The sequence below is a fragment of the Mesorhizobium sp. BHbdii genome, assembly GCF_053848045.1.
In genome coordinates, this window is record NZ_JBSPKX010000001.1 from 2,028,036 (window position 1) to 2,050,903 (window position 22,868).

The window sequence follows — 22,868 nt, forward strand, 5'->3', positions numbered from 1 at the left end:
ACGGTTTGCGATTAGCTGACCGGCTTTGCCCGTTTTACTTGTAATGTGTCTTTCCTGTGGCTTTTTTGTTACAGCCGCCAGCATGGGCAGGTGCTAGACGGCTGGTGGGTTTTTCAAAAAGGTAGGGGCAATGACCAGCAAACGATTAGCAAAATCTCTTCTTCTTGGCGCAGTTTCCGTCCTGGCGCTCGGATCGGTTGCTCATGCCGCCGACGCGGTTGTGCCGGTCGTCGAGACGTCGGCCTTCAACTGGAGTGGCATCTATGTCGGATTTGGCGTTGGCGCCGGCGTCAATGTCCACGAGCTCAGCAGCGATCTGGTTCCTGGCTTCTCATTCAACGGCATTGGTGGTGAAGGCGTATACGGTGAACTGACCGTTGGGTACGACTATATGGTGTCGCCGCGCTTCCTGATCGGCGGACTTCTGGATGCCCATGCCGGCAACATTGAAACCACGCTTGATGTTGCTGGTTTCGATGCTTCGGTCCGCGAGACCTACGGTTTCGACGCTGGTTTGCGGCTTGGTTACCTCTTCACGCCAAACACTTTGGGCTATGTGCTCGGCGGCTATTCCTGGCAAAAATACAAGTTCGACACGAACGCTGGTTTTGATTTCGATTGGGACCAGAGCGGCTACTTCGTCGGAGCTGGCGTTGAAACGGCCATCAACAGTAACTGGACCATCAAGTCAGAATATCGCTATACCCGCTTCGGTACTGAAAACATTCTTTCCGAGTTCGATATACCGGACGGCGTCCTCGACACGGATACGTCGCGGCATACGTTCCAGGTTGCGGCCAACTATCGCTTTGGCGCCCAGAATGGTGGCGTCGCCTCTTTTGAGGCTCCTGCCTATAATTGGACCGGCTTCTACGTCGGCGGCGCCGCCGGCGCGGGTGCGTCGGTGCATCAGATCGACGTTCCGCCGGCTGGCGACCTCGAGTTCAACGGGATCGGTGGCGAAGGCGTGTTCGGCGAATTGAACGTCGGCTACGACCATGATTTCGGCAGCTGGGTCGCAGGCGTCATGGTGGATGCCCGCTACTCCGGCATGACTTCGGAGTTGGAAGTTCCGGGCGGATCGATCAATCTGGATACAGATTACGGTTTCGATGTACTTGCCCGTGTCGGCATGAAAGTCAACGAATCAACCCTCGCCTACGTGCTCGGTGGTTACAGCTGGCAGCACTTCGATCTGAACGCGTCTTCACCCATCGGCGATATCCTCGATTGGGACTCAAGCGGCTTCTCGGTGGGTGGTGGTCTGGAAACGGCCATGTCCAGCAACGTGACCGTCGGCCTCGAGTACCGCTATTCGCAGTTCTCCGAGAAGGATTTTTCGTCGGATCTTGGGCTGCCGGACGATACTCTCACCTCCACGCCTTCGTTCCATACCGTCCGCATCGGTGCGAAGTACAAGTTCAACTAGAACCGCCCAGACAACAGTCAAAGCCCGCCGGTCATTCCGGCGGGCTTTTTCTTTGGGCGGAAGAAATGCGGGGCGGACAGCGCGGGCAACAAAAAAGCGGAGCCAAAGCCCCGCTTCCTCTGATGTCGAGACTTCCCGCCGGTTCATCCGCGGTCGGCAAATCGATCGACAATCAATTCCGTAACGCGACAATGCGACAGGCGTACGACAGCTGCGATCGATGAATACCGCCCGAATCGTCACGCGCGCTCGATACGGCACTGGTAGCAATTGTTGCGCGCCGAGCGGACATGCACATAGGCAATCTCGTCGCGTTCGAACAAGGTCTCGGCCCGCGCCGCGATGGCGCCCGTCGGAATGACGCCGCCGCTGCCATAGACGATGCGGTCGTCCCTGCCGTAGCCGCGCACGATGTAGTCGGCGCTTTCGAGCATTTCTGGAAGCGCCTCGGCTTCGGCAGCGCGCTCGCATTCTTCGGCATGCAGAAAGATCGGACCGGTCTCGGCGTAGGGCTGCAATTCCGGGAATGGCCGGTAAGCCAGGACGAGATAGGCTTCTCCAGCGGCCACGTTCTTCAGGCAGTGGCGGCAAGGCACGCCGTCACCGTCGGATATTTTCCGCTCTGGTATCAGGCCATAGGCGTCCGGCGCGCCGCGCTGCAAGGCTCTGACATCTTCCGTAGGCAAGGCTTTGAACTGGATGGCCATGGCGAAATCTCCGGTGTCGTCGACCGAAAATTACGCCGCTGCGCCAGCGTGACCCACCCGATTCCTGCCAATTTGGATCATTCCATCAAGGCGTCGAGACCGCGCACCAGTCCCGTGATCTCCTGTACCCGCCTGATAGCGAGCAGCGTGCCGGCCACGTAAGGAGCAGCGGACGAGCCGGCGTCGTGACGAATGGTCAGCCGCTCGTCGGGCAGGCCGAACAGCGCCTCACAGGACAGGATGTAGGAAGGCAGGCGAAGCGCATGCACCTGCACCCCCTCGCCCGTACCGACCGCCGCACCGCGGGTTCCCGGCACACCCGAGATCTCCGAGACCGGCCGCGCGGTCGAAGCCTTGCGGACATCGGCTAGCGCTTCGGCAAGCTCGCGCGCGGTGCCGGACGGCGCGTCGGGTTTCTTGGCGCTCGCATAGTCGATCACCTCGACATCCGGCACGTATTTCGCCGCCACCAGGGCAAACCGCTTCATCAGCGTGGCGGTGATTGAAAAATTGCCGGCTGCAATGACGCCGACACGATTGGCGCGTGCTGCAGCGTCGATCTCGCCGAAATCGGTCGCACCCAACCCCGACGTGCCTATCACAACGTGCCGTCCTTTTTCTATGGCCAGCAGCGCATGGTCTTTCACCAGATGCGGCTTGGTGTAGTCGACCAGCACGTCCGACGGCACCTCCAGCGCCTCGGCCAAAGAGGCGGAAACGGTGATGCCGTTGGCCGGCATGCCAACCAGCAGGCCGGAATCCTGCCCCGCGCTGCTGCGTGACACAGCCCCGGCCAGTGCCATGTCGCCTTGCGCCCCGATCGCCGGAACCAGCGCCTTGCCGACCCAGCCGGTCGCACCGGCCATCACAACGCGTATCGTCATCGTTTGGTCCTCCATTACCATCGAGCCTTGACCGACAGCGATATGTAAAGAGCGCGGCTCGTTCAAGCCCGGCTCTTTTCCGGGTGTTGATCCAGACCGCAGTGACTGAGCCTGATTCGAAAATCGCAGTGGCGAGTCAGATGATGGTGTCTTCGAGAACCGGAGCGGAGCGGACATTCAGGTCCGTGAGCACCGGAAGCGCAGAAGACGCCTTCAGATGGCCGCCAATGCGGATTTCGGACAGGCTCAGCGGATGAAGTCGTCGAAGCGGCGGAGCGTCACCCGGCGATTGCGCCAATTCTCGTTCTGCGTCTGCACGAGCAGGAATTCCTCGCCGTAACCGACGGTTTCCAGTGTATAGCCCGGCACGCCGAATTCGCGCACCAAGGTGCGCCTCAGCGAGGCGGCGCGCTGTTCGGACAGGATCTGGTTCGATTGGAAGGAGCCTACCGCGTCGGTATGGCCTTCGATCAGCACGCGGGCGCCGGGGTCGCGCCGCAGGATGCGCTGAAGCGCATCGGCGATGTTTTCGATCTTGCCATATTGCGATTCGGAGATGGCCGCCGAGCCAAAGGCGAAATTGATCGACTGGATATCGATCGAACGGGCCATGCGCCGCAGGTCCGGCCGCCTCTTGAATTCGCGGATGGTGACGCGCTGGTTCGGGCGCAGCTTAACGCGGGGCGCGGCCTCGAGCTGACGCTCGATCGTCGCCGCCGAAGGCGTGGTTGCCTGAGCGGCGGCAAGGGTCGGCATGGCGAGGGCCGCAACCAGCGCGGCGGCAAATGTGCGTCGGGTCAGCATGTCTTTTCTCCTTCGGCCTCGGCCGCATTGATGGTGCCGGCAAGATGGCGAAGATAAGCTGAAGCATTGATGAACAATAGGTTCAGTTTGCGGAGAAAATCATGGCCGCATGACACTGGCCGCACGCTCGGCGAAAGTCATTGGATGCACGATCTCCTTCTTTTGCGCGACCGGTGCAAAGCCGAGCTTCTGGTAGAGCGGCAATGCCGCCGGATGGTCGAGCGTGCAGGTCTGCACCGTCACCCGCCTTGGATCGTGCGACCAGGCGGCGGCGATCGCCGCACCCAGGAACCAGCGGCCGATGCCTTGGCCGGTCGCGTGCTCCATCATGCCGAAATAGGCAAGTTCCACTTCTTCCGGCAGATGCGGCTTTAGGTCAAAGAAACCGGCCGGCGACCCATCGAGATACAGCACCCTGATGTCGCGGTCCTCGCGATGGATGCCTGCAGAAAGCTCCTCGTCGCTCAGCCTCAGCACGTTGACCCAGTGCCATTTGCGGCCTACCCGATCCATCAGGTAGCGGTAGAAATGCAGCGGAATGTCCTTGGTCTTCAGCAATGCGATCTGGCGGTTGTACGGCACCGGCGGCGAGTAGGCCGGCGGCACATGCATTTCGAGAAACGTCACCGTGACCTCGATGTCTTCAAGCGCTCCGTTTTCCATCACTGTCGATCCTTGCCCGTCACGACGGGCGTATCGCTAAGCCCACCCCATTCCGTCCATGAACCGTCGTAGAGCCTGTTGTCGGTATGGCCAAGCGTCTCGAGCGCCAGCGTGATCGCCGCCGCAGTGATGCCTGAGCCGCAAGAGGTGACGACCGGCTTCGACAGGTCGATGCCGGCGTCCTCGATCACCTTGCGCAGTCGGTCTTTCGACAGCAGCTCGCCGTTCTCGGCAAGCGCCGAAAACGGCACGTTGTGCGCGCCGGGCATATGGCCTGAGCGGACGCCGGCGCGAGGCTCCGGCTCGGTACCGGCAAACCGGCCAGGCGAGCGCGCGTCGGCGATCTGGCTTTTCCCGGTCTCGACGATACGGCGCATGTCGGCCAGGCTGGCGACGCGGGCGGCATCGAAGTCGGCATGAAACACGCAAGGCGCGATCTTCGTCGGCTCCGCCGTCACCGGCCGTCCAGCCGCTTTCCAGCGGTCGAAGCCGCCGTCCAACACGTAGACCTGGAACACCCCCATGACACGGAACATCCACCAGGCGCGCGGCGCCGAGAAGAAGCCCGGACCGTCATAGACCACGATGGTGTCGTCGGCCGAAATGCCCATGGCGCCGACATATTGGGCGAAATGCTGCGGCGACGGCAGCGTGTGCGGCAGTGGGGAATCGGGATCCGAGATCGCATCCTGATCCAGGAAACGGGCGCCTGGAATGTGCGCTGCGTCATATTCGGCGCGCGCGTCGCGCTTCTGCGCCGGCAGATACCAGGACGCGTCGACGATGGTCAGGCCAGGCTCGCCGAGGCGCTTCTGCAACCAGTCCGCATCGACGGTGAAAGGGCTGTCTTCGGCCATTCTTCTTCTCCTGCCCGCCTTTGACAATCTGTTTATCAGGCCGGCGGCATCGGTCCAAAGCGTATTCGGAAGCGTCGGTTCTCGCGACCCTTCTTCTCGATCTTGCCGATATGGATCTCGCCGACTTCTCCAGTGCTCTTCACATGGGTGCCGCCGCAAGGCTGGCTGTCGATCGAGGCGTTCTCGCCAATGCAGACCAGGCGGATCTTGCCCGTGCCGGCGGGTGGCCGAACATTCTTGGATTTCACCAGCGCCGGATTGGCCGCCAGTTCCTCGTCGGTGATCAGCCTGACAAAGACCGGGTGGTCGGCCCGCACCAGTTCCATCAACCTGGCCGTCACGTCTTCCCTGGTGAAGCCGGCATCCGGGATGTCGAAGTCGACACGGCTGTCGTCCTCGGAAACCGAGGCGCCGGTGATCGGGAACGGGCAGACGACGGTGAGCAAATGGCAGGCTGTGTGCATGCGCATCAGCAAATGCCGCCTCTCCCAATCGACGGCGAGCTTTATCGGTTCGCCGACCTCAAGCACCGCCTGCTCAGGCTGCGGCACATGAATGATCTCGTCTTTGGTCTGACCGGTGATGGTGGCGGCAACAGCGATCAGGCTGCCGTCGTCGCGTTCGAGGGTGCCCGTATCGCCCGGCTGCCCGCCCGACGTGGCATAGAAGATCGTCCGGTCCAGTATTATGCCGCCACGATCGTTGACGGCTACAATCGTGGCGTCAGCCGTCCTGAGATAGGCGTCGTCGCGAAACAGCGCTTCCGTCCTGTAAGCCATCACGCGACCTTTTCGAACGGCACCGAAATTGTGCTCCGCTGTTCCATCCAGCCCGGTACCGGCAGCTTCTTTTGGCGCAGGAATTCCGGGTTGAACAATTTCGACTGATACCGCGTGCCGTAGTCGCAAAGCACGGTCACGATGGTGTGGCCGGGGCCCATTTCACGCGCCAACCGGATCGCGCCGGCAATGTTGATGCCGGTGGAGCCGCCGACGCACAGACCCTCCTCCTGGATAAGGTCGAAGACGATCGGCAGTGCATCCTCGTCCGGAATCTGGAAGGAGAAATCCGGCGTGAACCCTTCCAGATTGGCGGTGACCCGCCCCTGCCCGATGCCTTCGGTGATCGAGCTGCCTTCGGATTTCAGCTCTCCGCTGGTGTAGAAACTATAGAGCGCCGCACCCAGCGGATCGGCGAGCGCGATCTTGACGTCCTTGCTCTTGGACTTAAGCCCGAAAGCGATGCCGGCCAGTGTTCCGCCGGAGCCGACCGCCGAGACGAAACCGTCGACCTTGCCGCCGGTCTGGGCCCAGATTTCTTCCGCTGTGGTGCGGGTATGGCCGTCACGATTGGCGACGTTGTCAAACTGATTGGCCCAGATCGCGCCGTTCGGCTCGGACCGGGCCATCTGCTCGGCCAGACGGCCCGACAGTTTCACATAATTGTTGGGGTTCTTGTAGGGAACGGCAGGCACCTCGATCAGCTCGGCGCCGAGCAATTTGATCGTGTCCTTCTTCTCCTGGCTTTGCGTCTCGGGGATGACGATCACGGTGCGGTAGCCAAGCGCCTTGGCAACCAGCGTCAATCCGATGCCGGTGTTGCCGGCCGTCCCCTCGACGATGACCCCACCCGGCCTCAAGAGCCCGCGCTGCTCGGCATCGCGGATGATGAACAGCGCGGCACGGTCCTTGACCGACTGGCCCGGATTCATAAATTCGGCCTTGCCCAGGATCTCGCAGCCGGTTTCTTCCGAGGCTTTTTTGAGGCGGATCAGAGGCGTATTGCCGATCGCTTCGATCACAGAACGAGGCATGGAGATTCCTTTATGCTTGCGGCGGAACCCTAGAAACCCGAAGCTTCGGTTTCAAGGCAAGAATTTGCCTGGTCCAGCGGCATTTCTGGGCTGCAATCTCCTAAAATAGACCTTGCGTTCCGCCATTCATTGAAGCTCCCCGTTGAAAAGCGCTCTTTTAATTCGATTTCTTCACCGCTAGAGCACAGGCTAAGAAAAAGTCGCAGGGCATAGCATGACACTCTATCGGGCCAACCCGAAGCACGGCGTCGCCTGGATAACGGGCGGCAGCAGCGGCATCGGCCGTTCACTGGCCAAGGACCTCTCGGCGCAAGGCTATGCCGTCGCGGTGACGGCGCTCGACGAGGATCCGATCGACACGCTTGTTGTCGAGACGGCGCAGATGCCGGGCCATGTCACGGCCTATCCTTGCGACGTCACCGATGAGAGACGCATGGCAAAGACGGTCGCAGCGATCGAGAAGGATCTTGGCCCGATCGTCTTGGCCGTCTTCAATGCCGGGAGCTATATTGCGACCGCCGGCGAAGACCTCACCGTCCGTGGATTTCGCCAGTCCTTCGATGTCAATTATTTCGGCATCATCAACGGCCTGGTGCCGGTCATCGAACGCATGCGCGTCCGCGCCCGCGGCCATATCGTCCTGGTCGGTTCGGTCACCGCTTATTTCGGCTGGCCGACCACGGCCGCCTATGGCGGGACCAAGGCGGCGGTCAATATCCTCGCAGAGGCGCTGAAATACGATTTCGACAAGATGAACGTCCGCATCCAGGTGATAAATCCGGGCTTTGTCGACACCCCGCTGACCGAGAAGAATTTGCTGCCGATGCCCGGGTTGATGCCCGTCAATCGCGCCTCGCGCCGCATGGCGCGCGGCATTAATTCCGGCGGCTTCGAAGTCACCTTCCCGCGCCGCTTGAGCTGGGGCCTGAAGCTGCTCAGAATCCTGCCGAGACCGTTCTGCCGATGGGTCATCAGCACCACGACCCGCTGGAAGGCGCGTCCGCTGAATTTCGACCGCAAGCCGCCCAGCGAATAGCCCGGCCATCAAGTTGGCGATCCCGCGGGCGGGACGTCGTTGCCTGTTTGCCATCGCGGCCATAGGTTGAGAATTGTTGCGTGGAGTCTGCGATGGGGCGACGAATCGTGCTTGCGGTGTTGGGTCTCGCCATCATTCTTTTTCTTGCCTTCGTGCTTGGCCCGCGCGTCCAAGCCGACACCACGATCCGCTTCGATCCTTCTGTGATCGGCGATGACCCGCAAGCCTATCTGGCAGGCAAGGAGGCTGCCGTACCGGGCATCTACGACGGGCTGGAAAAGGAAATCATCTGGGCCAATCCGATGGTTCATGCCAGGACGCCGCTGTCAATCGTCTATATCCACGGCTTTTCGGCGTCGAAGGGCGAGGTTCGTCCGCTGCCGGACGAGGTGGCCGACCAGCTCGACGCCAACCTTTATTACACCCGCCTCACCGGCCACGGACAGGGCGGTGCCGCGATGGCCGAAGGCAGCGTCAACGCCTGGATCAACGACTACGAGGAAGCGCTCGCCATTGGCCGGGCGATCGGCGACAAGGTGATCGTCATCGCCACCTCGACCGGCGGCTCGCTGGCAGCCTGGGCTGCGACGCAGCCGGGCGCCTCGAACGGGGTTGCGGCAATCGCGTTCATCTCGCCGAATTTCGGCGTCAAGGCTTCCGGCGCCGAACTCCTGACCATGCCGTGGGGCCGAGAGATCGCCGAGCTGGTCGCCGGCAAGCAGCGCAGCTTCGTGCCACGCAATGCCCTGCACGAGAAATTCTGGACCTACCGCTATCCGATCGCGGCGACCCTGCCGATGGTGGCGCTGACTGAGCTTGCCTACGGCGCGCCGGTAGAGAAGGCGACCATCCCTGCCCTCTTCATCTTTTCGGATTCGGACAAGATCGTGCGGTCCGACCGCACCCGCGAAATTGCCGGGCGCTGGGGCACCGCGCACGAACTGGTGCCGGTCGATGATACCGGCGATCGGGACAACCACGTTATCGCCGGTGACGCGCTGTCGCCAGCAACCACGGCTTTCCTCGCGCAGCGCATTGTTGTGTGGGTAGAGGCGGTGGTGAAGTAGATCTCAGGCGAAAAAGGCGACCGAAGCATCGTCCGATCGCCTTTTTCAATTGTGAGCAGCCGAGCCGAGCCCGACAGGCTCGGCCGGATGCACTATCTGATTACGCAGCCCGCGCTGCTGGCCGCTTGCCGCCGAAACGACGCTTGTTGTTGCCTTTGAACGGCTTGGCGCCTTCCGGCTTACGCTCGCCGGCGAAGGCCTCGCCGAAGCGCTTCTTGCCGAAGCCGTTGTTCTGGCCACCTGGCCGCCTGCCGTCGCGACGGCCATTGCGGTCGTTGGCCGGCTCGAAGCTGCGCTCGTTCTTTTCGGCGGGATTGCGCTGCGGGTCGGGGCTGCCGAGATGGTCGGCAACGATCGGCAGCTTGGTGCGGATGATGCGCTCGACTTGGCGCAGCTTGCTGTTCTCGGACGGATCGCAGAGCGTGATGGCGATGCCGTCCATGCCGTTGCGGCCGGTACGGCCGATGCGGTGGACATAGCTCTCCGCCTCGTCCGGCAGGTCGAAATTCACCACGTGGCTGATGCCGGGCACGTCGATACCGCGCGCTGCAATATCGGTCGCCACAAGAATGCGCACCGAACCCTCGCGGAAATCGTTCAGCGCCTTCTGGCGAGCGTTCTGTGACTTGTTGCCGTGAATGACGGCGGCCTTGAAGCCGTCGCGCTCGAGGTCCTTGGTCACCCTGTCGGCGCCATGCTTGGTGCGCGAAAAGATGATGACGGACTTCATTGCCTCGTCGGCGAGCATCGTCGACAGCACCTGGCGCTTCTGCTTGGTGCGGGCAAAGACGACGCCCTGCACGATCTCGGCCGCAGCTGTGCTCTGCGGCGCGACCTCGACGCGGATCGGATTCCTCAGCAAGCCTTTCGCCAGCTCGGCGATTTCATTCGGCATGGTCGCCGAGAACAGCACCGTCTGACGGTCCGGCGCGGTTGCCCTGGCGATGCGCTTGACGTCGTTGATGAAGCCCATGTCGAGCATGCGGTCGCCCTCGTCGAGCACCAGCCATTTGGTGTCGGCAAGCACGAGGTCGCCCTCGCGCACCAGGTCGGTCAACCGGCCAGGCGTGGCGATCAGGATGTCGACGCCGGGGGCAACCTTCTTCACCTGGCTGAAGCGCGAGACGCCGCCCAGCACCAGCGCGGTCGAGACATGCGCGCCCTTGGCCAGGATCTTGATGGTATCTTCGATCTGCACGGCCAGTTCGCGCGTCGGCGCGAGAATCAGCGCACGAGCGGTCTTCGGCCGGCGCTTGGTGCCGAGCCCGATGATCTTCGACAAGATCGGCAGCGCGAACGCCGCGGTCTTGCCCGAACCGGTCTGGGCGATGCCGAAAATGTCACGGCCTTCCAGCTGCGGCGGGATCGCCTGGGCCTGGATCGGCTTGGGATCAGTGAAGCCGGCGCCGTGGGTGGCCTTGAGCAGCGCGCCGGTAATTCCAAGTGCTGCGAAACCCGAAAGTTCCCCAGTGTCCTTACCGGCCAAAGTGTTTTCGTTGGTCAAAATATTCTTCTTTCACGCGGCTCCTGGCCGCAAACATCAGTGGCGGCAGGGCGCAACCTGCCGTCGAAAAATTCTCATGGAACGACAAGGCGGCGGACATAATCGTCCGCGCGGCTGCGCTGTCGTGCCCGCATGCATCATGCCGCGGGGCTTTTTCGCCGCCTTGCCGATCTCGGAAAGAGGGAAAACAGACGCAACCAGTCTCATTCGTCGAGAAGGCCGGATACTCCCGGCCCAAGCGCCTATGTCGCCGCATATGGCCCAGTTCGCCGCGAAATGCAAGGGGCGTTATGTTGCAGCGCAGCGAAAGCCATGGCGAAGCGGCGCTTGCGCTCCCCTGCTGCCATGATTACCACAAATCAGGCTTTCCGTTTTTGGGGATCGAGCGATGAAGGACGTGCTGAAGGAACTCGAGCGCCGCCGCGACATGGCGCGCATGGGCGGCGGCCGGGCCCGCATCGACGCTCAGCACAAGAAGGGCAAGCTCACCGCGCGCGAACGCATCGACGTCTTTCTTGACGAGGGCTCGTTCGAGGAGTTCGACATGTATGTCGAGCACCGCTCGACCGATTTCGGCATGGAGAAGACCAAAATCGCCGGCGACGGCGTCGTCACCGGCTGGGGCACCGTCAATGGCCGCCCGGTCTATGTCTTCGCCAAAGACTTTACCGTGTTCGGCGGCTCGCTGTCCGAGGCCCACGCCGAAAAGGTGGTCAAGGTGCAGGAGATGGCGCTGCGCAACCGCGCACCGATCATCGGCCTCTACGACGCCGGCGGCGCCCGCATCCAGGAAGGCGTGGCAGCACTTGGCGGTTATGCCGAGATATTCCAGCGCAATGTGCTCGCCTCCGGCGTTATCCCGCAGATTTCACTGATCATGGGCCCTTGCGCCGGCGGCGACGTCTATTCGCCTGCCATGACCGACTTCATCTTCATGGTGCGCGACACGTCCTACATGTTCGTCACCGGGCCGGACGTGGTGAAGACGGTCACCAACGAAACGGTGACTGCCGAGAGCCTCGGCGGCGCCTCCGTCCACACGTCCAAGTCCTCGATTGCCGATGGCGCCTACGACAATGACGTCGAGGCGTTGCTGCAGATGCGCCGGCTGGTCGATCTGCTGCCTGCCTCCAATACGGCTGATATCCCCGAGATCGAATGCTACCAGTCGGTCACCGATCACGATCTGTCGCTCGACCGGCTGATCCCCGACAACGCCAATAAACCCTATGACATCAAGGAGTTGATCCTTAAAGTTGCCGACGAGGGTGACTTCTTCGAAATCCAGCAGAGTTTTGCGAAAAACATTGTCACCGGCTTCGGCCGCGTCGAAGGCCGCACGGTGGGCTTCGTCGCCAACCAGCCGATGGTGCTGGCCGGCGTGCTCGATTCCGACGCCAGCCGCAAGGCGGCGCGATTCGTGCGCTTCTGCGACTGTTTCTCGATTCCGATCGTCACCTTTGTCGACGTTCCAGGCTTTCTGCCCGGCACCGCGCAGGAATATGGCGGGCTGATCAAGCACGGCGCCAAGCTTTTGTTCGCCTATGCGGAAGCGACCGTCCCGAAGATCACCGTCATCACCCGAAAGGCCTATGGCGGCGCTTATGACGTGATGGCGTCAAAGCATCTGCGCGGCGACATGAACTATGCCTGGCCGACGGCGCAGATCGCGGTGATGGGCGCCAGGGGCGCGGTCGAGATCATCTATCGCAAGGACATCGGCGATGCGGAGAAGATCGCAGCGCACACAAAGGCTTACGAGGACCGTTTCCTGTCACCCTTCGTCGCCGCCGAGCGCGGCTATGTCGATGAGGTGATCATGCCGCATTCGACCCGCCGCCGCATTGCGCGCGCGCTCCGCATGCTGCGCAACAAGGATATGCAGAACCCCTGGAAGAAGCACGACAACATTCCGTTGTGAGACGCTGATGTCGCGCCTGGTCCTCTACACGGGAGAGCACTTCGGCAGGTTTGCCGTCCTGCTTTTTGGTCTGCCGCTTTTCTGCCCGGTGCTCCTCTGGCTGCTGCTCGTTGACCGGCATCCGCTCGCGGCTATCGCGGCGGTGTTATTGCCGTACCTGCTGCAATGCTGGCTTTCGTTCTGTTAATTGGAGCATTGTTTGCCGGTTTTCGGCCTAGCAGGGTGGAAGGTATTACTCGGGACTCGGCGCCAAAATTGTGGGCAGTGTGGGAAAGCGTGGCTGGCAAACATCGCGCCAGCCAGACGACGATTGTGCTAAGCAGTGATTTGAACGCCAGCATTGGGGAAGAGCGCCCGTTTCTGGGTCTGCTTGGCCGTCGGGCGATCTTGACCGTCGGTATCCCGTTGCTTGCCGTGACCGACGAAAAGGCATTTTCGGCAATCCTTGCTCACGAAAACGCTCATCTGAAAAACTGGGACACAAACGGCGGTCTCAATCTTGCCGAGCTCGACAAAAGCTTCGATTTGATTTTCGAATATGCTCCTCCCGGAAAAACAGTTTCCGGCAGCCTGTTTTACTGGATGCTGGCTCCGCTGTCGTACTCTCTGGAACGCGAAGGAATACGGTTATCGCGACGAGCGGAAATCGATGCCGATCGTCATGCGGCAATGTCAGGCGATTCGCACGAAACGGCGCGCGCCCTGCTCCTGATCGCCGCAGCCGATAAGTTCTTCGATGATCGGGTCTACAATCCGCTCAGCGTGAGTTGCTTGGCGCGATGGCACCGCCTCGCCCGCCGCTCGATAGAGTTCTGGCGGTGTGCAGCGACTTGTCGAGCACGAGCCTTCTGCAAGAATATGCACTGAAGGCCTGGGACGCCCCCGATAACGAGAAGGCGGACCATCCACCATGGTCGGAACGTCTGGCTGCTCTTGGATATAGCTCCGTTCCAACGATAGAGCCGGTTTTGGTTCCTGCCCTGTCGAGCCTGCTGAGCAATGAAATGGTCGGAGAGCGAGTTCGCCATTTCGACAGTGAATGGACATCGAAAATCGCCGATTATCTCGATCGGTAGGCGATCCATTTGGATTTTTGGGACGAGGTACCGGTCACTCCGCTTCCGCCGCGCCGAACCCCGCGCCCATCGTCGCGCGGACGACGCCCGACCACGGCGTGGCATGATTGTCGATGCGCATCTGGAAGATAAAATAGGTCGGCGAGCAGAAGCCGATACCTTTCACCCTGCCGATACCAGGCGTATCGGGCGGTAGCGACTGGCACATATAATCCTCACGGCAGAAATGATCGGCCGAGCAGGCCGGCCGGTTGCCGCGGTTGACCGCGCCGCCTAGGCACTGGTCGAAATTGTTGGTCGCCACGCAAATGTCGAATTTTTTCCCACCAACCAGCCCGCAGATCTCGTTCGGCATCGGCTTGCCCGGCTTGAAGGCGGCAAAGGCACGATCCTTGTCGTCGCAGCCGCGATAGGCAATGCCGGCCGGCACGCCGATCTTCGGCGGCCGGCAAGTGTAGGCGGTGCGCGAAATGTCGGTCGCGAAGGCAGCGAACTGGCCTGATATGCTGTAGCGGTCATTGAAAGGCTGCCCCGGGTTGCTGGTGATCGAGCCGGTCAGACATGGATGGCCGGAAAACATCTTTTCGCTGTCCTTGGGCAACAAGCATTGCGCCTGCTTCGTCCGCACGCCGGATGCAGTCGCCAGCGCCGTGCAGACGGTGCCGCCGTCGCATCGCCAGGTCGTGCCGAAGCCGGCCGCATCCTCCGGCATCAGACACGGCATCGCCACCTCGGCCGGCAGATAGGCGACCTCGTCCGCGGCCTTCCATGCAGCCGGCGGCGCGAAGGACAATGGGCGGAATCGGTTCGGCTCCTTGCCCTCTGCGGTCGCGCGCAGCCAGGCCTCGCGTCGCGGCATCTCGGCATGAAGATGCGGCGAGATACCGACCTCGATGCGGTTCAGCGGCGAGGTCGTCTTGTCATCGAGGCCGATGAAATGGAAACCAGCGGTCGAACCAGCTTGATGACAACCCTGGCAGGCGCCATTGTCGAGCCGCTCGACCAGCGCTTGCGGCGTGCGCACCAGCTTCAGCGCGGAATAGTCGAGCCCAGAAAAATCCGCGGGCTGGAATAGCGGCGTGAACGGGTGATTGGCCTGCCTTGCGCTGCCGAAAGTCGACCACGAGATGACCTTCTTCGCCAGGAATTCATGCGGGATTTCGTAGACGCCGAGATCGACCGCCGCGAGATTGGCGCTGATATAGTCGGCGAGTTTTGCTTTCAGCGCGGCGTCGTCGGCAAGCCGCGCCGCGTCGGGCGTGTTTTCCAGCGACTTTTCGATGACCGTCTCTCCATCGATGCCAAAAATCCGCATGAGATAGGCGGCCTGCCCGCCGAATTCGGTCTCCTGGCCGGAGGGAAAGCGCACCACCTGGGCGTTGAGCTCGAGCTGCTTGAAGCTCAGTCCGGCCTTCTCCAGCGGCCCGCCGATGAGCCAGCCGGTATCGACGGTCTCGTCGAGCTGCGGCGTCCAGCGCCCGGCAACGCCGACGCAGCCGCCGTCGGCGTCCGGCGCGGCGCTGTAGATGGCATTGAAGTTGAACGGCAGGCGCGAGGCCAGAACCCTGCCGTTTTTCTTGAAGCTGTAGGCAAGGCGGTAGATAAAACGCACCTCGCCGCAGCGCCCGTCGCCTCGTATTTCGGCGAAATCACGCCGATCGAGCCTATTGACGACACCGACCAGCCGGAAGCGCGCGGCGTCGGTCTTCAGCCAGCGCATGTCCATGACGCGGCCGACATTGCCGTCGGTGACTTCATAGAGCGGCCGCCCGCCAGCCTTCATCTCTGCCCGCAGCGCGGCGACGTCGTTCGCAATCGTTTCGACGATCTGGTGATAGGCCGGCGCCTTGTCATAGAGCGTCCTCAGGTCACCCTTGCCATCGACGCCGAAAATATCGTCGAAGCCAAAACCTCTAGCGTCGAGGGCGGCGAGCACGGCCGGATCGTCGACGATGGTCACGGGACCTTCGGCGTGCGCGGTGTGCGCCAGGAAAACGGCGACGAAGACTGCGGCAAACAGCGCAAACCCGCGGTTCATCGAGCAGTCACCTCGTTGCGACATTCGGCAAGCTCGCGCAGCACCGGCACCAGCGCCAGCGGCAGGTCTTCGGCGATCAGCCCTGGTCCGAAACGGCTGCCGACCTCAGCATGGATCCAGACCGCCGCACAGGCGGCTTCGAAAGCCGGCATGCCTTGCGCCAGGAAGCCGGCGATGATGCCCGACAGCACGTCGCCCGAACCGGCGGTGGCCAGCCATGGCGCACCATTGCCGTTGATCGCTGCTCTGCCATCGGATGCCGCGATCACCGTATCCGCGCCCTTGTAGACGACGATGGCGCCGGCGCGCTCGGCGGCAGTGCGCGCCTTGGCCAGCTTGGACAGATTCTTGCCCCCGGCGATGTCCGGAAATATCCTGGCGAATTCGCCCTCATGCGGCGTCAGCACCAGCGTCGGCGCGTTCGAACGACGGGCGGCGTCGAACAAAGCGTTCGGCGCATCGCGAAACGAAGTGATGCCATCGGCATCGAGCACCAGCCCGTCGACCCTGCCGTCTTGCCGCTGCCTGTTGGCCAGCACGCCAAGGGCAAAATCCCGTGTCTTTTCGCCGACGCCAAATCCGGGGCCGAGGACGAAGACCGACGGCCGGCGGCTGCCGATGAATGCCTGTACGTCCGCAACGCTGTCACTCTTGTGCAGCATGATCGAGGTCAGATGCGCGGCGTTCACGTGCATGGCGTTCGCGGGCGCGAGTACGGTCACCGCCCCTGCCCCGCTTCTCGCCCCGGCCAGCGCCGACAGCCGCGCCGCACCCGTCGCATTCGGCCCACCGGAAAAGACACCGACATGGCCGCGCTTGTATTTATGGGCGTCGACGGTCGGAACCGGGAAATTCCCTATCCAAAGCGGCGGGGTGTTCTCAAAGGTTCGCGGTTCAAGCTGCGCAACGATCCCGTCGCCGATGCCGATATCGGCAAGCACCAACTCGCCGCACATCTCGCGCCCAGGCAACAGCAGATGGCCGGGCTTTTTTCGCGCAAACGTCACCGTGATCCGGGCGTGGAATGCCTGGCCGAGAACCTGGCCGCTCTCGCCTGACACACCTGAGGGCAGATCGACCGCAACGACAGGCAGGTTCAGCTCTGTCGCGACCTCGACCGCCTTGGCGGCATCGCCGGACAGCGGCTTGGACAGCCCTGCCCCATAGAGCGCGTCGACCAGGATCGCTCCTGCCTCGGCGGCAAATTCCGACAGCGGCCGAGGCCTGACCGGGCATTCCGAAGCGGCGAGCGCCGCGTCGCTGCCGGCTTTGGGGAAGCCGGATGCCCACATCAAGACGTCGACGGCGCTGTCCTGAAGAATGCGGGCGACGACATATCCGTCGCCGCCATTGTTGCCGGGCCCGCACAGTACGTGTACGCGTCTGGCAGCCGGAAAACGGGCGAGCACCACCGCAGCGACCGCGGCACCTGCATTGCGCATCAGGCCAATGCCGTTGAGTGGTCCGGCGGAAATCGTCAACCAGTCGGCCTCAGCCATTTCGGCCGGAGACAAAATTTCATTGTTCATGGATGCCGATCCGCATTGGCTCAAGCCCGATCCCTGTGGTCAAACCCCGATCCCTGTGGTCAAACATTGTCCAGTTTTCGCTTCGAAGCAAACGGTGATGAGATGGCACGATCTATAAGCACATTGTTAGGGACAATGGCTTCTTCGAAGCACAAATGCTCGCGAAATGCTCTGTCTGCCCAATTATTGTGCGGACGGAAGCGCCGACAATGTGTAGGTTCCCAGTATCCATGACGCATCCAACACGGCGAATGACGCGAATTTATCCCCCGACGCGGCATGGCATCGAAATCGCGTGATACCGCTTCGAATCCCCTCAAATTGGCACAGTTCGTGCTTGAAGGAGGCGCAAGCGGGGCTCACAACCCGTCTTTTTTGGCAGTGGAGGCCACTTTTTACATGAAAAAGATCGAAGCGATCATCAAGCCGTTCAAACTAGACGAAGTGAAAGAAGCGCTTCAGGAGGCCGGGCTGCAAGGCATCACCGTTACGGAAGCCAAGGGTTTTGGCCGCCAGAAGGGCCATACCGAACTCTATCGCGGCGCTGAATATGTCGTGGATTTTCTGCCCAAGGTGAAAATCGAGGTCGTGCTCGGCGACGACGCGGTCGAAGGCGCGATCGAAGCCATCCGCAAGGCCGCCCAGACCGGCCGCATCGGCGACGGCAAGATCTTCGTCTCCAACATCGAGGAAGTTGTACGCATCCGCACCGGGGAAACAGGGATGGACGCGGTCTGAGCTTTCTGATTTCAGATCATCTCCTCGAAACGTCATCACACAGGGAAACATGACATGACGACAGCCAAAGACATCATGAAGCAGATCAAGGACAACGACGTGAAATTCGTTGACCTGCGCTTCACCGATCCGAAGGGCAAGCTGCAGCACGTGACGATGGATGTCGTTGAGGTCGAGGAAGACATGTTTGCCGACGGCGTCATGTTCGACGGATCTTCCATCGCCGGCTGGAAGGCGATCAACGAGTCCGACATGGTGCTGATGCCCGATACCGAGACAGTGCATATGGATCCGTTCTTCGCACAGTCGACCATGGTTATCCTGTGCGACATCCTCGATCCGATCTCCGGAGAATCCTACAACCGCGACCCGCGCGGCACCGCCAAGAAGGCAGAAGCCTACATGAAGGCGGAAGGCATCGGCGATCAGATCTTCGTTGGCCCGGAAGCCGAGTTCTTCGTGTTCGACGACGTCAAGTACAAGGCCGATCCGTACAACACCGGCTTCAAGCTCGACTCCACCGAATTGCCGTCCAACGACGACACCGACTATGAGACGGGCAATCTCGGCCACCGTCCGCGCATCAAGGGCGGCTATTTCCCGGTGCCGCCGATCGACTCGGCGCAGGACATGCGCTCGGAGATGCTGACCGTGCTCGCCGAAATGGGAGTGCGCGTCGAGAAGCATCACCACGAAGTCGCCGCTGCCCAGCACGAACTCGGCATCAAGTTCGACACTCTGGTCCGCAACGCCGACAAAATGCTGATCTACAAATATGTCGTGCACCAGGTCGCCAATGCCTACGGCAAGACGGCCACCTTCATGCCGAAGCCAGTCTTTGGCGACAACGGCTCGGGCATGCACGTCCACCAGTCAATCTGGAAGGGCGGCAAGCCGACCTTCGCCGGCAACGAATATGCCGGCCTCTCGGAGAGCTGCCTGTTCTACATCGGCGGCATTATCAAGCACGCCAAGGCCATCAACGCCTTCACTAACCCGCTGACCAACTCTTACAAGCGTCTGGTGCCGGGCTATGAAGCGCCGGTGCTGCTCGCCTATTCGGCCCGCAACCGCTCTGCCTCCTGCCGCATTCCATTCGGCTCGTCGCCGAAGGCCAAGCGCGTCGAGGTCCGCTTCCCCGATCCGGGCGCGAACCCCTACCTCGCCTTTGCCGCCATGCTGATGGCCGGCCTCGACGGCATCAAGAACAAGATCCATCCCGGCCAGCCGATGGACAAGGATCTCTACGACCTGCCGCCGAAGGAGCTGAAGAAGATCCCGACCGTCTGCGGCTCGCTGCGCGAAGCCTTGCAGAGCCTCGACAAGGACCGTGGCTTCCTGAAGGCCGGCGGCGTCTTCGACGACGACCAGATCGACAGCTATATCGAGCTCAAGATGGCCGAAGTGATGCGCTTCGAAATGACCCCGCATCCGGTCGAGTATGACATGTATTATTCGGTCTGAGCGGATCGGCCAACGGACAAACAGAACCCCGCCGGAGCGATCCGGCGGGGTTTGTTTTGATCAAGCTGTTGGCGTCGCATCTCTGCGTCGCAGCTGAGCGGCTGACTTCGCTCGGGAAAGTACATGCGCCCTTTTGTGGAGTGTAGTAGCATCGTAGAATGTGGGGGGGTAACGCATGGCTTGGGAATTCTCCGATATTCCGGAAGTCGTTGTCGACTATGTTCGCGGCGTCTTCGCAGCGGCAAACGACAAGGTTTCGAGAGCAATGGACGTACACCCGTCCATGCACGAAGAGTCCTTTGACCACTTGCTCATCATGGAACTGACAGCCGCGTCCCCTGCGTTCTTTGCCAACGAACGGATAGGCGTTGCCATCGAGTCGCATTGGCTTGGAGGGCGATGGATGTGGCACCGGTGGGAGATTGCCGACATGGCTTTTCTTCATCATTCTGCGGCGGCATGGTCATCTCCAAACACGCAAGGTTGCGTTGCTCCAGACGAAGCGACTTTATTCGCGCGAGATACCGGTGCCAGAACTGGAAAGAGCCGACTTCGAAATTGGCATCGGACGGATCGCCGACCGCACCGACCCGTCACGGCCGCTCAGCACCCGTCGCCAGTTCACCTTCGACGGTGGGTGTGTGTACGGCGCTATCCATGCGGGCGATCACCAGATGGATGCGATCGACGCCTACTTCGATGACAGAGGCATCCCGGTCTATTACGGCTTCTACAATCCTACGTCGCTGCCCTACTCGGCCGAGTACCCGGCGCTGGTAGGGAGCGCTCTTGTGGCCGTCAACGCGGTCGGTTGCCGTATCCTTCCATCGGCGATCGTGCATGGCGTCCTCTCGACGCTTCCGGCTGGACGATCGCCCACAGTCGATAACCTCGTCGTGAACCCGCCGATCGACCCTGCGGACGCCGGATCGTCACGCGGGTGGCGGCTGGAGCGCTTCGTCGCCGATGAGGTTCTGCGGTGCTGCCAAGGGCGGCTATTCGAGGATGCGACAGACCCGAATCTTCGAAACCTCCTTTACGCTCGGTCAGCTCCAATCCAATCGGCGATCACCATCACAATCGATCTGGGATCGGAGGGCTGAAAATGGCGGTACAGTTAGTGGTGAGACCGCCGAACACGTTCACGAAGGAAGAGCGGAGTGCCTTCGTCGAACTGGTCAAGAAAGACCCCCAAGTCAACAAAGCCACTCTTCCCGGCTTTGTTGAGAAGGCGCACTTCCTAGCTTGCCTGTATCTCGACGGCGCACTGGTCGGAACGAACGCGATGAAGAGCAACCCGGACTATCAACGGACGCTCGAAACACGCGCTGGGGTTTCGCTGCTCGATGCCGAATATTTCGGCGAGGTCGGCTATCTCCACATCGCGACCGGAAACCGAGGCGCGCGGTTGGGTGACATCCTGTTGCTAGGCACCTTTGCTGCCATCAGAGGCAAAGGGCTGTTCGCGACCATCCAATCCACAAACGTCCCATCGCGCCGACTGTTTGAACGATATGGGTTCACACAGGTTGGAAAGTCGTGGCCGTCAAAAGAGGTGAAAGATCAGGTGAACCTCTACGTGCGACCGTCGCGGTAGCAAGCGCCGTGCTGTTTCCGCGCCGCAAGATTATCTCGATGCTTCGCGAACTCGGCGACAAACTACCTGCCGAAGAGAGACGGAAGCTCGCGAAGGCACTCGATAGTTGGGACGCCAACGAAGCAATAGGGGCAACATGGGAACTCGCGGTGCTATGGGCGACAGCTTCTACAATCGGAGCAAAACCCCATCCCATCCGGGTGAAGAACCAGAAGCAACCCGATGGTGAGATTGATCTAGACCTAGATCGACCAGTCATGTTCGATGTGAAGTCGCTATCCGGAGACACGTTCACTTTCAAAGAGCGGTTGGATAAGGCAACTCAGAAAATCGAGGTCCTATCCAGCACAATCGACCCTCAGTTCAGCGGAACGATTGAGGTCCGCTACTTCGAATGGAGCACGTCGAAATACATACCACGTCAACCTGCAACAATCGACGACCCAACACAGAGCAAAGCATTCCGCGAACAGCTAAAGGTCTTCCTGCTCGACAAGATAAGTGAGAAGGTCATAATTCGTATTCCGAGCGTAATCACCGCGAGTTTTGAAAAGAGAAAGTGGAAACGCCCTTACTTTGGCTGGAGTTGCTCTATTCCCGATAACCTCCAGAAGATCAAAAATAACCAAAGCGACTACGCCATTGTTCGGGCTCGCGAGCAACTGATTCCATTCAGAAATTCTCACTATACGGGGCTGATATTGTGCGACGGCGGAAACTCAATGTTCTCCGACCCGCGCCGGTATACGGGACTAGGGCAGACAGCCGCCGATATGTTTCACCACATTGTCGAGGAATCGGGGATCGATTTCCTATTCACAGTAGGATGCAAAGACGTGCCAGCACCAAATTCGGGCAGTCTCATCGCCCTCACCGCCTCCTCCAACAATGTGTCTGCCACCTCCATTGAACCATTCATGCGGAACGGTCTCCCACCGAAGGTTCAGTCCGCCATTGTCAGCGAGTTCAAGCGGGCGTTGAATCAGATACCGCCGACGCTCCGCAAGCCGCATTCAATAAAATCGATCATGGAACAGGACCAGCGATGGCAGAGAAGATGGACGCCTCGACTTGGCACCTCGTGGTCCTTCCGGAATGGAGTTACGGGAATGAAACTGTCTGCCCGCACGCTTATCGACTTGCTAACCGGGAACATTTCGGAAGCGGATAGGAGCGCCTTGCTCCTCGGCAATATGAAGGAGACGCTATCAGACGGGAAGCGTTGCATTCGTGACGTGCGCTTGGAAAGTAAGGGGGACGACTTCGATGACGACTATATCGTGATCGAATTCGATGATGATCCGACACGGCGTTCGTTCTCGGACATCGCCAAGGAAAAAACGAGCGCTGGGCGAAAAGGATCGTCTTCGCCACAGCAGGACGAGAAGTAGCCTCGGCTAGTTCTAACCGCGTCGGCGGCAAATCGTTTCTAGTCGAAATCTGGCTAGGAATCGCCGCCTCGCATTCTGCGACATGTCCGATTGCCACGTCAGAAAACAAAAATGACGCGATATGGGGTGTGAAGGTGGACCATCCGCTAACTACCTTGATTCTATTACTCTATCTTACTTGAACGCAATTCGACATGTATTATTCGGTCTGACCGGATCGGCTAACGGACAAACAAAACCCCGCCGGAGCGATCCGGCGGGGTTTTTGTTTGCACTGCCATCTCCTGGCAAAGCCGGCATGACAAGAAGTGGTCACGGCGCAGACGCGGGCGCTGCGGCGTGAGGAATGC

The 22,868-nt window shown here is 60.8% G+C and carries 21 protein-coding genes; 11 read left to right on the plus strand and 10 right to left on the minus strand.

The window, feature by feature from the left end; all coding sequences use genetic code 11:
- Positions 1–130 precede the first annotated feature (130 nt).
- Positions 131–1,429 (plus strand): outer membrane protein, encoded by a 1,299-nt coding sequence (locus ACWTU8_RS09820; protein ID WP_455847953.1) that lies wholly within the window; start codon positions 131–133, stop codon positions 1,427–1,429.
- 239 nt (positions 1,430–1,668) lie between these two features.
- Here the strand turns inward: ACWTU8_RS09820 and ACWTU8_RS09825 are convergent, their stop codons facing one another.
- The 7 genes from ACWTU8_RS09825 to ACWTU8_RS09855 all read right to left on the minus strand — a co-directional run bounded on the left by ACWTU8_RS09825 (position 1,669) and on the right by ACWTU8_RS09855 (position 7,157).
- Positions 1,669–2,136, minus strand: coding sequence for a DUF1203 domain-containing protein (locus ACWTU8_RS09825; RefSeq protein ID WP_455847954.1), 468 nt, complete (start codon positions 2,134–2,136; stop codon positions 1,669–1,671).
- A gap of 77 nt (positions 2,137–2,213) precedes the next feature.
- Positions 2,214–3,020 (minus strand): 4-hydroxy-tetrahydrodipicolinate reductase, encoded by an 807-nt coding sequence (gene dapB, locus ACWTU8_RS09830; RefSeq protein WP_455847955.1) that lies wholly within the window; start codon positions 3,018–3,020, stop codon positions 2,214–2,216.
- Positions 3,021–3,266: 246 nt separating this feature from the next.
- A complete protein-coding gene (locus ACWTU8_RS09835) occupies positions 3,267–3,824 on the minus strand; it encodes an OmpA family protein (protein WP_135936544.1) in 558 nt (185 codons plus the stop codon).
- A gap of 99 nt (positions 3,825–3,923) precedes the next feature.
- A complete protein-coding gene (locus ACWTU8_RS09840; RefSeq protein WP_455847956.1) occupies positions 3,924–4,487 on the minus strand; it encodes a GNAT family N-acetyltransferase in 564 nt (187 codons plus the stop codon).
- A complete protein-coding gene (sseA, locus tag ACWTU8_RS09845) occupies positions 4,487–5,344 on the minus strand; it encodes a 3-mercaptopyruvate sulfurtransferase (protein ID WP_455847957.1) in 858 nt (285 codons plus the stop codon). Before sseA ends, ACWTU8_RS09840 begins: the two co-directional genes overlap by 1 nt.
- A 35-nt stretch (positions 5,345–5,379) precedes the next feature.
- Positions 5,380–6,123 (minus strand): alanyl-tRNA editing protein, encoded by a 744-nt coding sequence (locus ACWTU8_RS09850; RefSeq protein WP_455847958.1) that lies wholly within the window; start codon positions 6,121–6,123, stop codon positions 5,380–5,382.
- Positions 6,123–7,157, minus strand: a complete 1,035-nt coding sequence (locus ACWTU8_RS09855) for a cysteine synthase A (RefSeq protein ID WP_029352299.1) — start codon at positions 7,155–7,157, stop codon at positions 6,123–6,125. Before ACWTU8_RS09855 ends, ACWTU8_RS09850 begins: the two co-directional genes overlap by 1 nt.
- A 214-nt stretch (positions 7,158–7,371) precedes the next feature.
- Here ACWTU8_RS09855 and ACWTU8_RS09860 point away from each other — a divergent pair, with 214 nt between their 5' ends.
- The gene (locus tag ACWTU8_RS09860) at positions 7,372–8,193 is read left to right on the plus strand and encodes an SDR family oxidoreductase (protein ID WP_455847959.1); all 822 of its coding nucleotides are present in this window, start codon (positions 7,372–7,374) and stop codon (positions 8,191–8,193) included.
- A gap of 92 nt (positions 8,194–8,285) precedes the next feature.
- A complete protein-coding gene (locus ACWTU8_RS09865) occupies positions 8,286–9,260 on the plus strand; it encodes an alpha/beta hydrolase (protein ID WP_455847960.1) in 975 nt (324 codons plus the stop codon).
- Between the two features lie 100 nt (positions 9,261–9,360).
- On the opposite strand, the gene ACWTU8_RS09870 is transcribed toward ACWTU8_RS09865, so the two are convergent.
- The gene (locus ACWTU8_RS09870; protein WP_455847961.1) at positions 9,361–10,764 is read right to left on the minus strand and encodes a DEAD/DEAH box helicase; all 1,404 of its coding nucleotides are present in this window, start codon (positions 10,762–10,764) and stop codon (positions 9,361–9,363) included.
- Between the two features lie 388 nt (positions 10,765–11,152).
- Between ACWTU8_RS09870 and ACWTU8_RS09875 the strand changes: the two genes are divergently transcribed.
- The 3 genes from ACWTU8_RS09875 to ACWTU8_RS09885 all read left to right on the plus strand — a co-directional run bounded on the left by ACWTU8_RS09875 (position 11,153) and on the right by ACWTU8_RS09885 (position 13,552).
- Entirely contained in the window at positions 11,153–12,685 is a 1,533-nt protein-coding gene (locus ACWTU8_RS09875; protein ID WP_455847962.1) for an acyl-CoA carboxylase subunit beta, read from the plus strand.
- 7 nt (positions 12,686–12,692) lie between these two features.
- Entirely contained in the window at positions 12,693–12,872 is a 180-nt protein-coding gene (locus ACWTU8_RS09880; RefSeq protein WP_455847963.1) for a hypothetical protein, read from the plus strand.
- Between the two features lie 89 nt (positions 12,873–12,961).
- Positions 12,962–13,552 (plus strand): M48 family metalloprotease, encoded by a 591-nt coding sequence (locus ACWTU8_RS09885; RefSeq protein WP_455847964.1) that lies wholly within the window; start codon positions 12,962–12,964, stop codon positions 13,550–13,552.
- 243 nt (positions 13,553–13,795) lie between these two features.
- On the opposite strand, the gene ACWTU8_RS09890 is transcribed toward ACWTU8_RS09885, so the two are convergent.
- Together ACWTU8_RS09890 and ACWTU8_RS09895 are read right to left on the minus strand one after the other, a co-directional pair.
- Positions 13,796–15,799 (minus strand): hypothetical protein, encoded by a 2,004-nt coding sequence (locus tag ACWTU8_RS09890; RefSeq protein ID WP_455847965.1) that lies wholly within the window; start codon positions 15,797–15,799, stop codon positions 13,796–13,798.
- Complete coding sequence (locus tag ACWTU8_RS09895; protein ID WP_455847966.1) at positions 15,796–17,328, minus strand: NAD(P)H-hydrate dehydratase; 1,533 nt, start codon at positions 17,326–17,328, stop codon at positions 15,796–15,798. Before ACWTU8_RS09895 ends, ACWTU8_RS09890 begins: the two co-directional genes overlap by 4 nt.
- 399 nt (positions 17,329–17,727) lie before the next feature.
- Between ACWTU8_RS09895 and ACWTU8_RS09900 the strand changes: the two genes are divergently transcribed.
- From ACWTU8_RS09900 to ACWTU8_RS09920, 5 genes are all read left to right on the plus strand, one after another.
- Entirely contained in the window at positions 17,728–18,066 is a 339-nt protein-coding gene (locus tag ACWTU8_RS09900) for a P-II family nitrogen regulator (protein WP_006205430.1), read from the plus strand.
- Between the two features lie 54 nt (positions 18,067–18,120).
- A complete protein-coding gene (glnA, locus tag ACWTU8_RS09905) occupies positions 18,121–19,530 on the plus strand; it encodes a type I glutamate--ammonia ligase (RefSeq protein WP_292406131.1) in 1,410 nt (469 codons plus the stop codon).
- A 527-nt stretch (positions 19,531–20,057) separates the two neighbouring features.
- Positions 20,058–20,633, plus strand: a complete 576-nt coding sequence (locus ACWTU8_RS09910; RefSeq protein WP_455847967.1) for a hypothetical protein — start codon at positions 20,058–20,060, stop codon at positions 20,631–20,633.
- 2 nt (positions 20,634–20,635) lie between these two features.
- Positions 20,636–21,127 carry a GNAT family N-acetyltransferase gene (locus tag ACWTU8_RS09915; RefSeq protein ID WP_455847968.1) on the plus strand — a complete coding sequence of 164 codons (492 nt, stop codon included), beginning with the start codon at positions 20,636–20,638 and terminating at the stop codon, positions 21,125–21,127.
- Positions 21,070–22,518, plus strand: a complete 1,449-nt coding sequence (locus tag ACWTU8_RS09920) for a hypothetical protein (RefSeq protein WP_455847969.1) — start codon at positions 21,070–21,072, stop codon at positions 22,516–22,518. Before ACWTU8_RS09915 ends, ACWTU8_RS09920 begins: the two co-directional genes overlap by 58 nt.
- The last annotated feature ends 350 nt before the right edge of the window (positions 22,519–22,868 follow it).

Bases quoted from the DNA above. Each gene is read 5' to 3' on its own strand.
- ACWTU8_RS09820 (WP_455847953.1), top strand. From the start codon at position 131: ATGACCAGCAAACGATTAGCAAAATCTCTTCTTCTTGGCGCAGTTTCC.
- ACWTU8_RS09825 (WP_455847954.1), bottom strand. From the start codon at position 2,136: ATGGCCATCCAGTTCAAAGCCTTGCCTACGGAAGATGTCAGAGCCTTG.
- dapB (WP_455847955.1), bottom strand. From the start codon at position 3,020: ATGACGATACGCGTTGTGATGGCCGGTGCGACCGGCTGGGTCGGCAAG.
- ACWTU8_RS09835 (WP_135936544.1), bottom strand. From the start codon at position 3,824: ATGCTGACCCGACGCACATTTGCCGCCGCGCTGGTTGCGGCCCTCGCC.
- ACWTU8_RS09840 (WP_455847956.1), bottom strand. From the start codon at position 4,487: ATGGAAAACGGAGCGCTTGAAGACATCGAGGTCACGGTGACGTTTCTC.
- sseA (WP_455847957.1), bottom strand. From the start codon at position 5,344: ATGGCCGAAGACAGCCCTTTCACCGTCGATGCGGACTGGTTGCAGAAG.
- ACWTU8_RS09850 (WP_455847958.1), bottom strand. From the start codon at position 6,123: ATGGCTTACAGGACGGAAGCGCTGTTTCGCGACGACGCCTATCTCAGG.
- ACWTU8_RS09855 (WP_029352299.1), bottom strand. From the start codon at position 7,157: ATGCCTCGTTCTGTGATCGAAGCGATCGGCAATACGCCTCTGATCCGC.
- ACWTU8_RS09860 (WP_455847959.1), top strand. From the start codon at position 7,372: ATGACACTCTATCGGGCCAACCCGAAGCACGGCGTCGCCTGGATAACG.
- ACWTU8_RS09865 (WP_455847960.1), top strand. From the start codon at position 8,286: ATGGGGCGACGAATCGTGCTTGCGGTGTTGGGTCTCGCCATCATTCTT.
- ACWTU8_RS09875 (WP_455847962.1), top strand. From the start codon at position 11,153: ATGAAGGACGTGCTGAAGGAACTCGAGCGCCGCCGCGACATGGCGCGC.
- ACWTU8_RS09880 (WP_455847963.1), top strand. From the start codon at position 12,693: ATGTCGCGCCTGGTCCTCTACACGGGAGAGCACTTCGGCAGGTTTGCC.
- ACWTU8_RS09890 (WP_455847965.1), bottom strand. From the start codon at position 15,799: ATGAACCGCGGGTTTGCGCTGTTTGCCGCAGTCTTCGTCGCCGTTTTC.
- ACWTU8_RS09895 (WP_455847966.1), bottom strand. From the start codon at position 17,328: ATGAACAATGAAATTTTGTCTCCGGCCGAAATGGCTGAGGCCGACTGG.
- ACWTU8_RS09900 (WP_006205430.1), top strand. From the start codon at position 17,728: ATGAAAAAGATCGAAGCGATCATCAAGCCGTTCAAACTAGACGAAGTG.
- glnA (WP_292406131.1), top strand. From the start codon at position 18,121: ATGACGACAGCCAAAGACATCATGAAGCAGATCAAGGACAACGACGTG.
- ACWTU8_RS09915 (WP_455847968.1), top strand. From the start codon at position 20,636: ATGGCGGTACAGTTAGTGGTGAGACCGCCGAACACGTTCACGAAGGAA.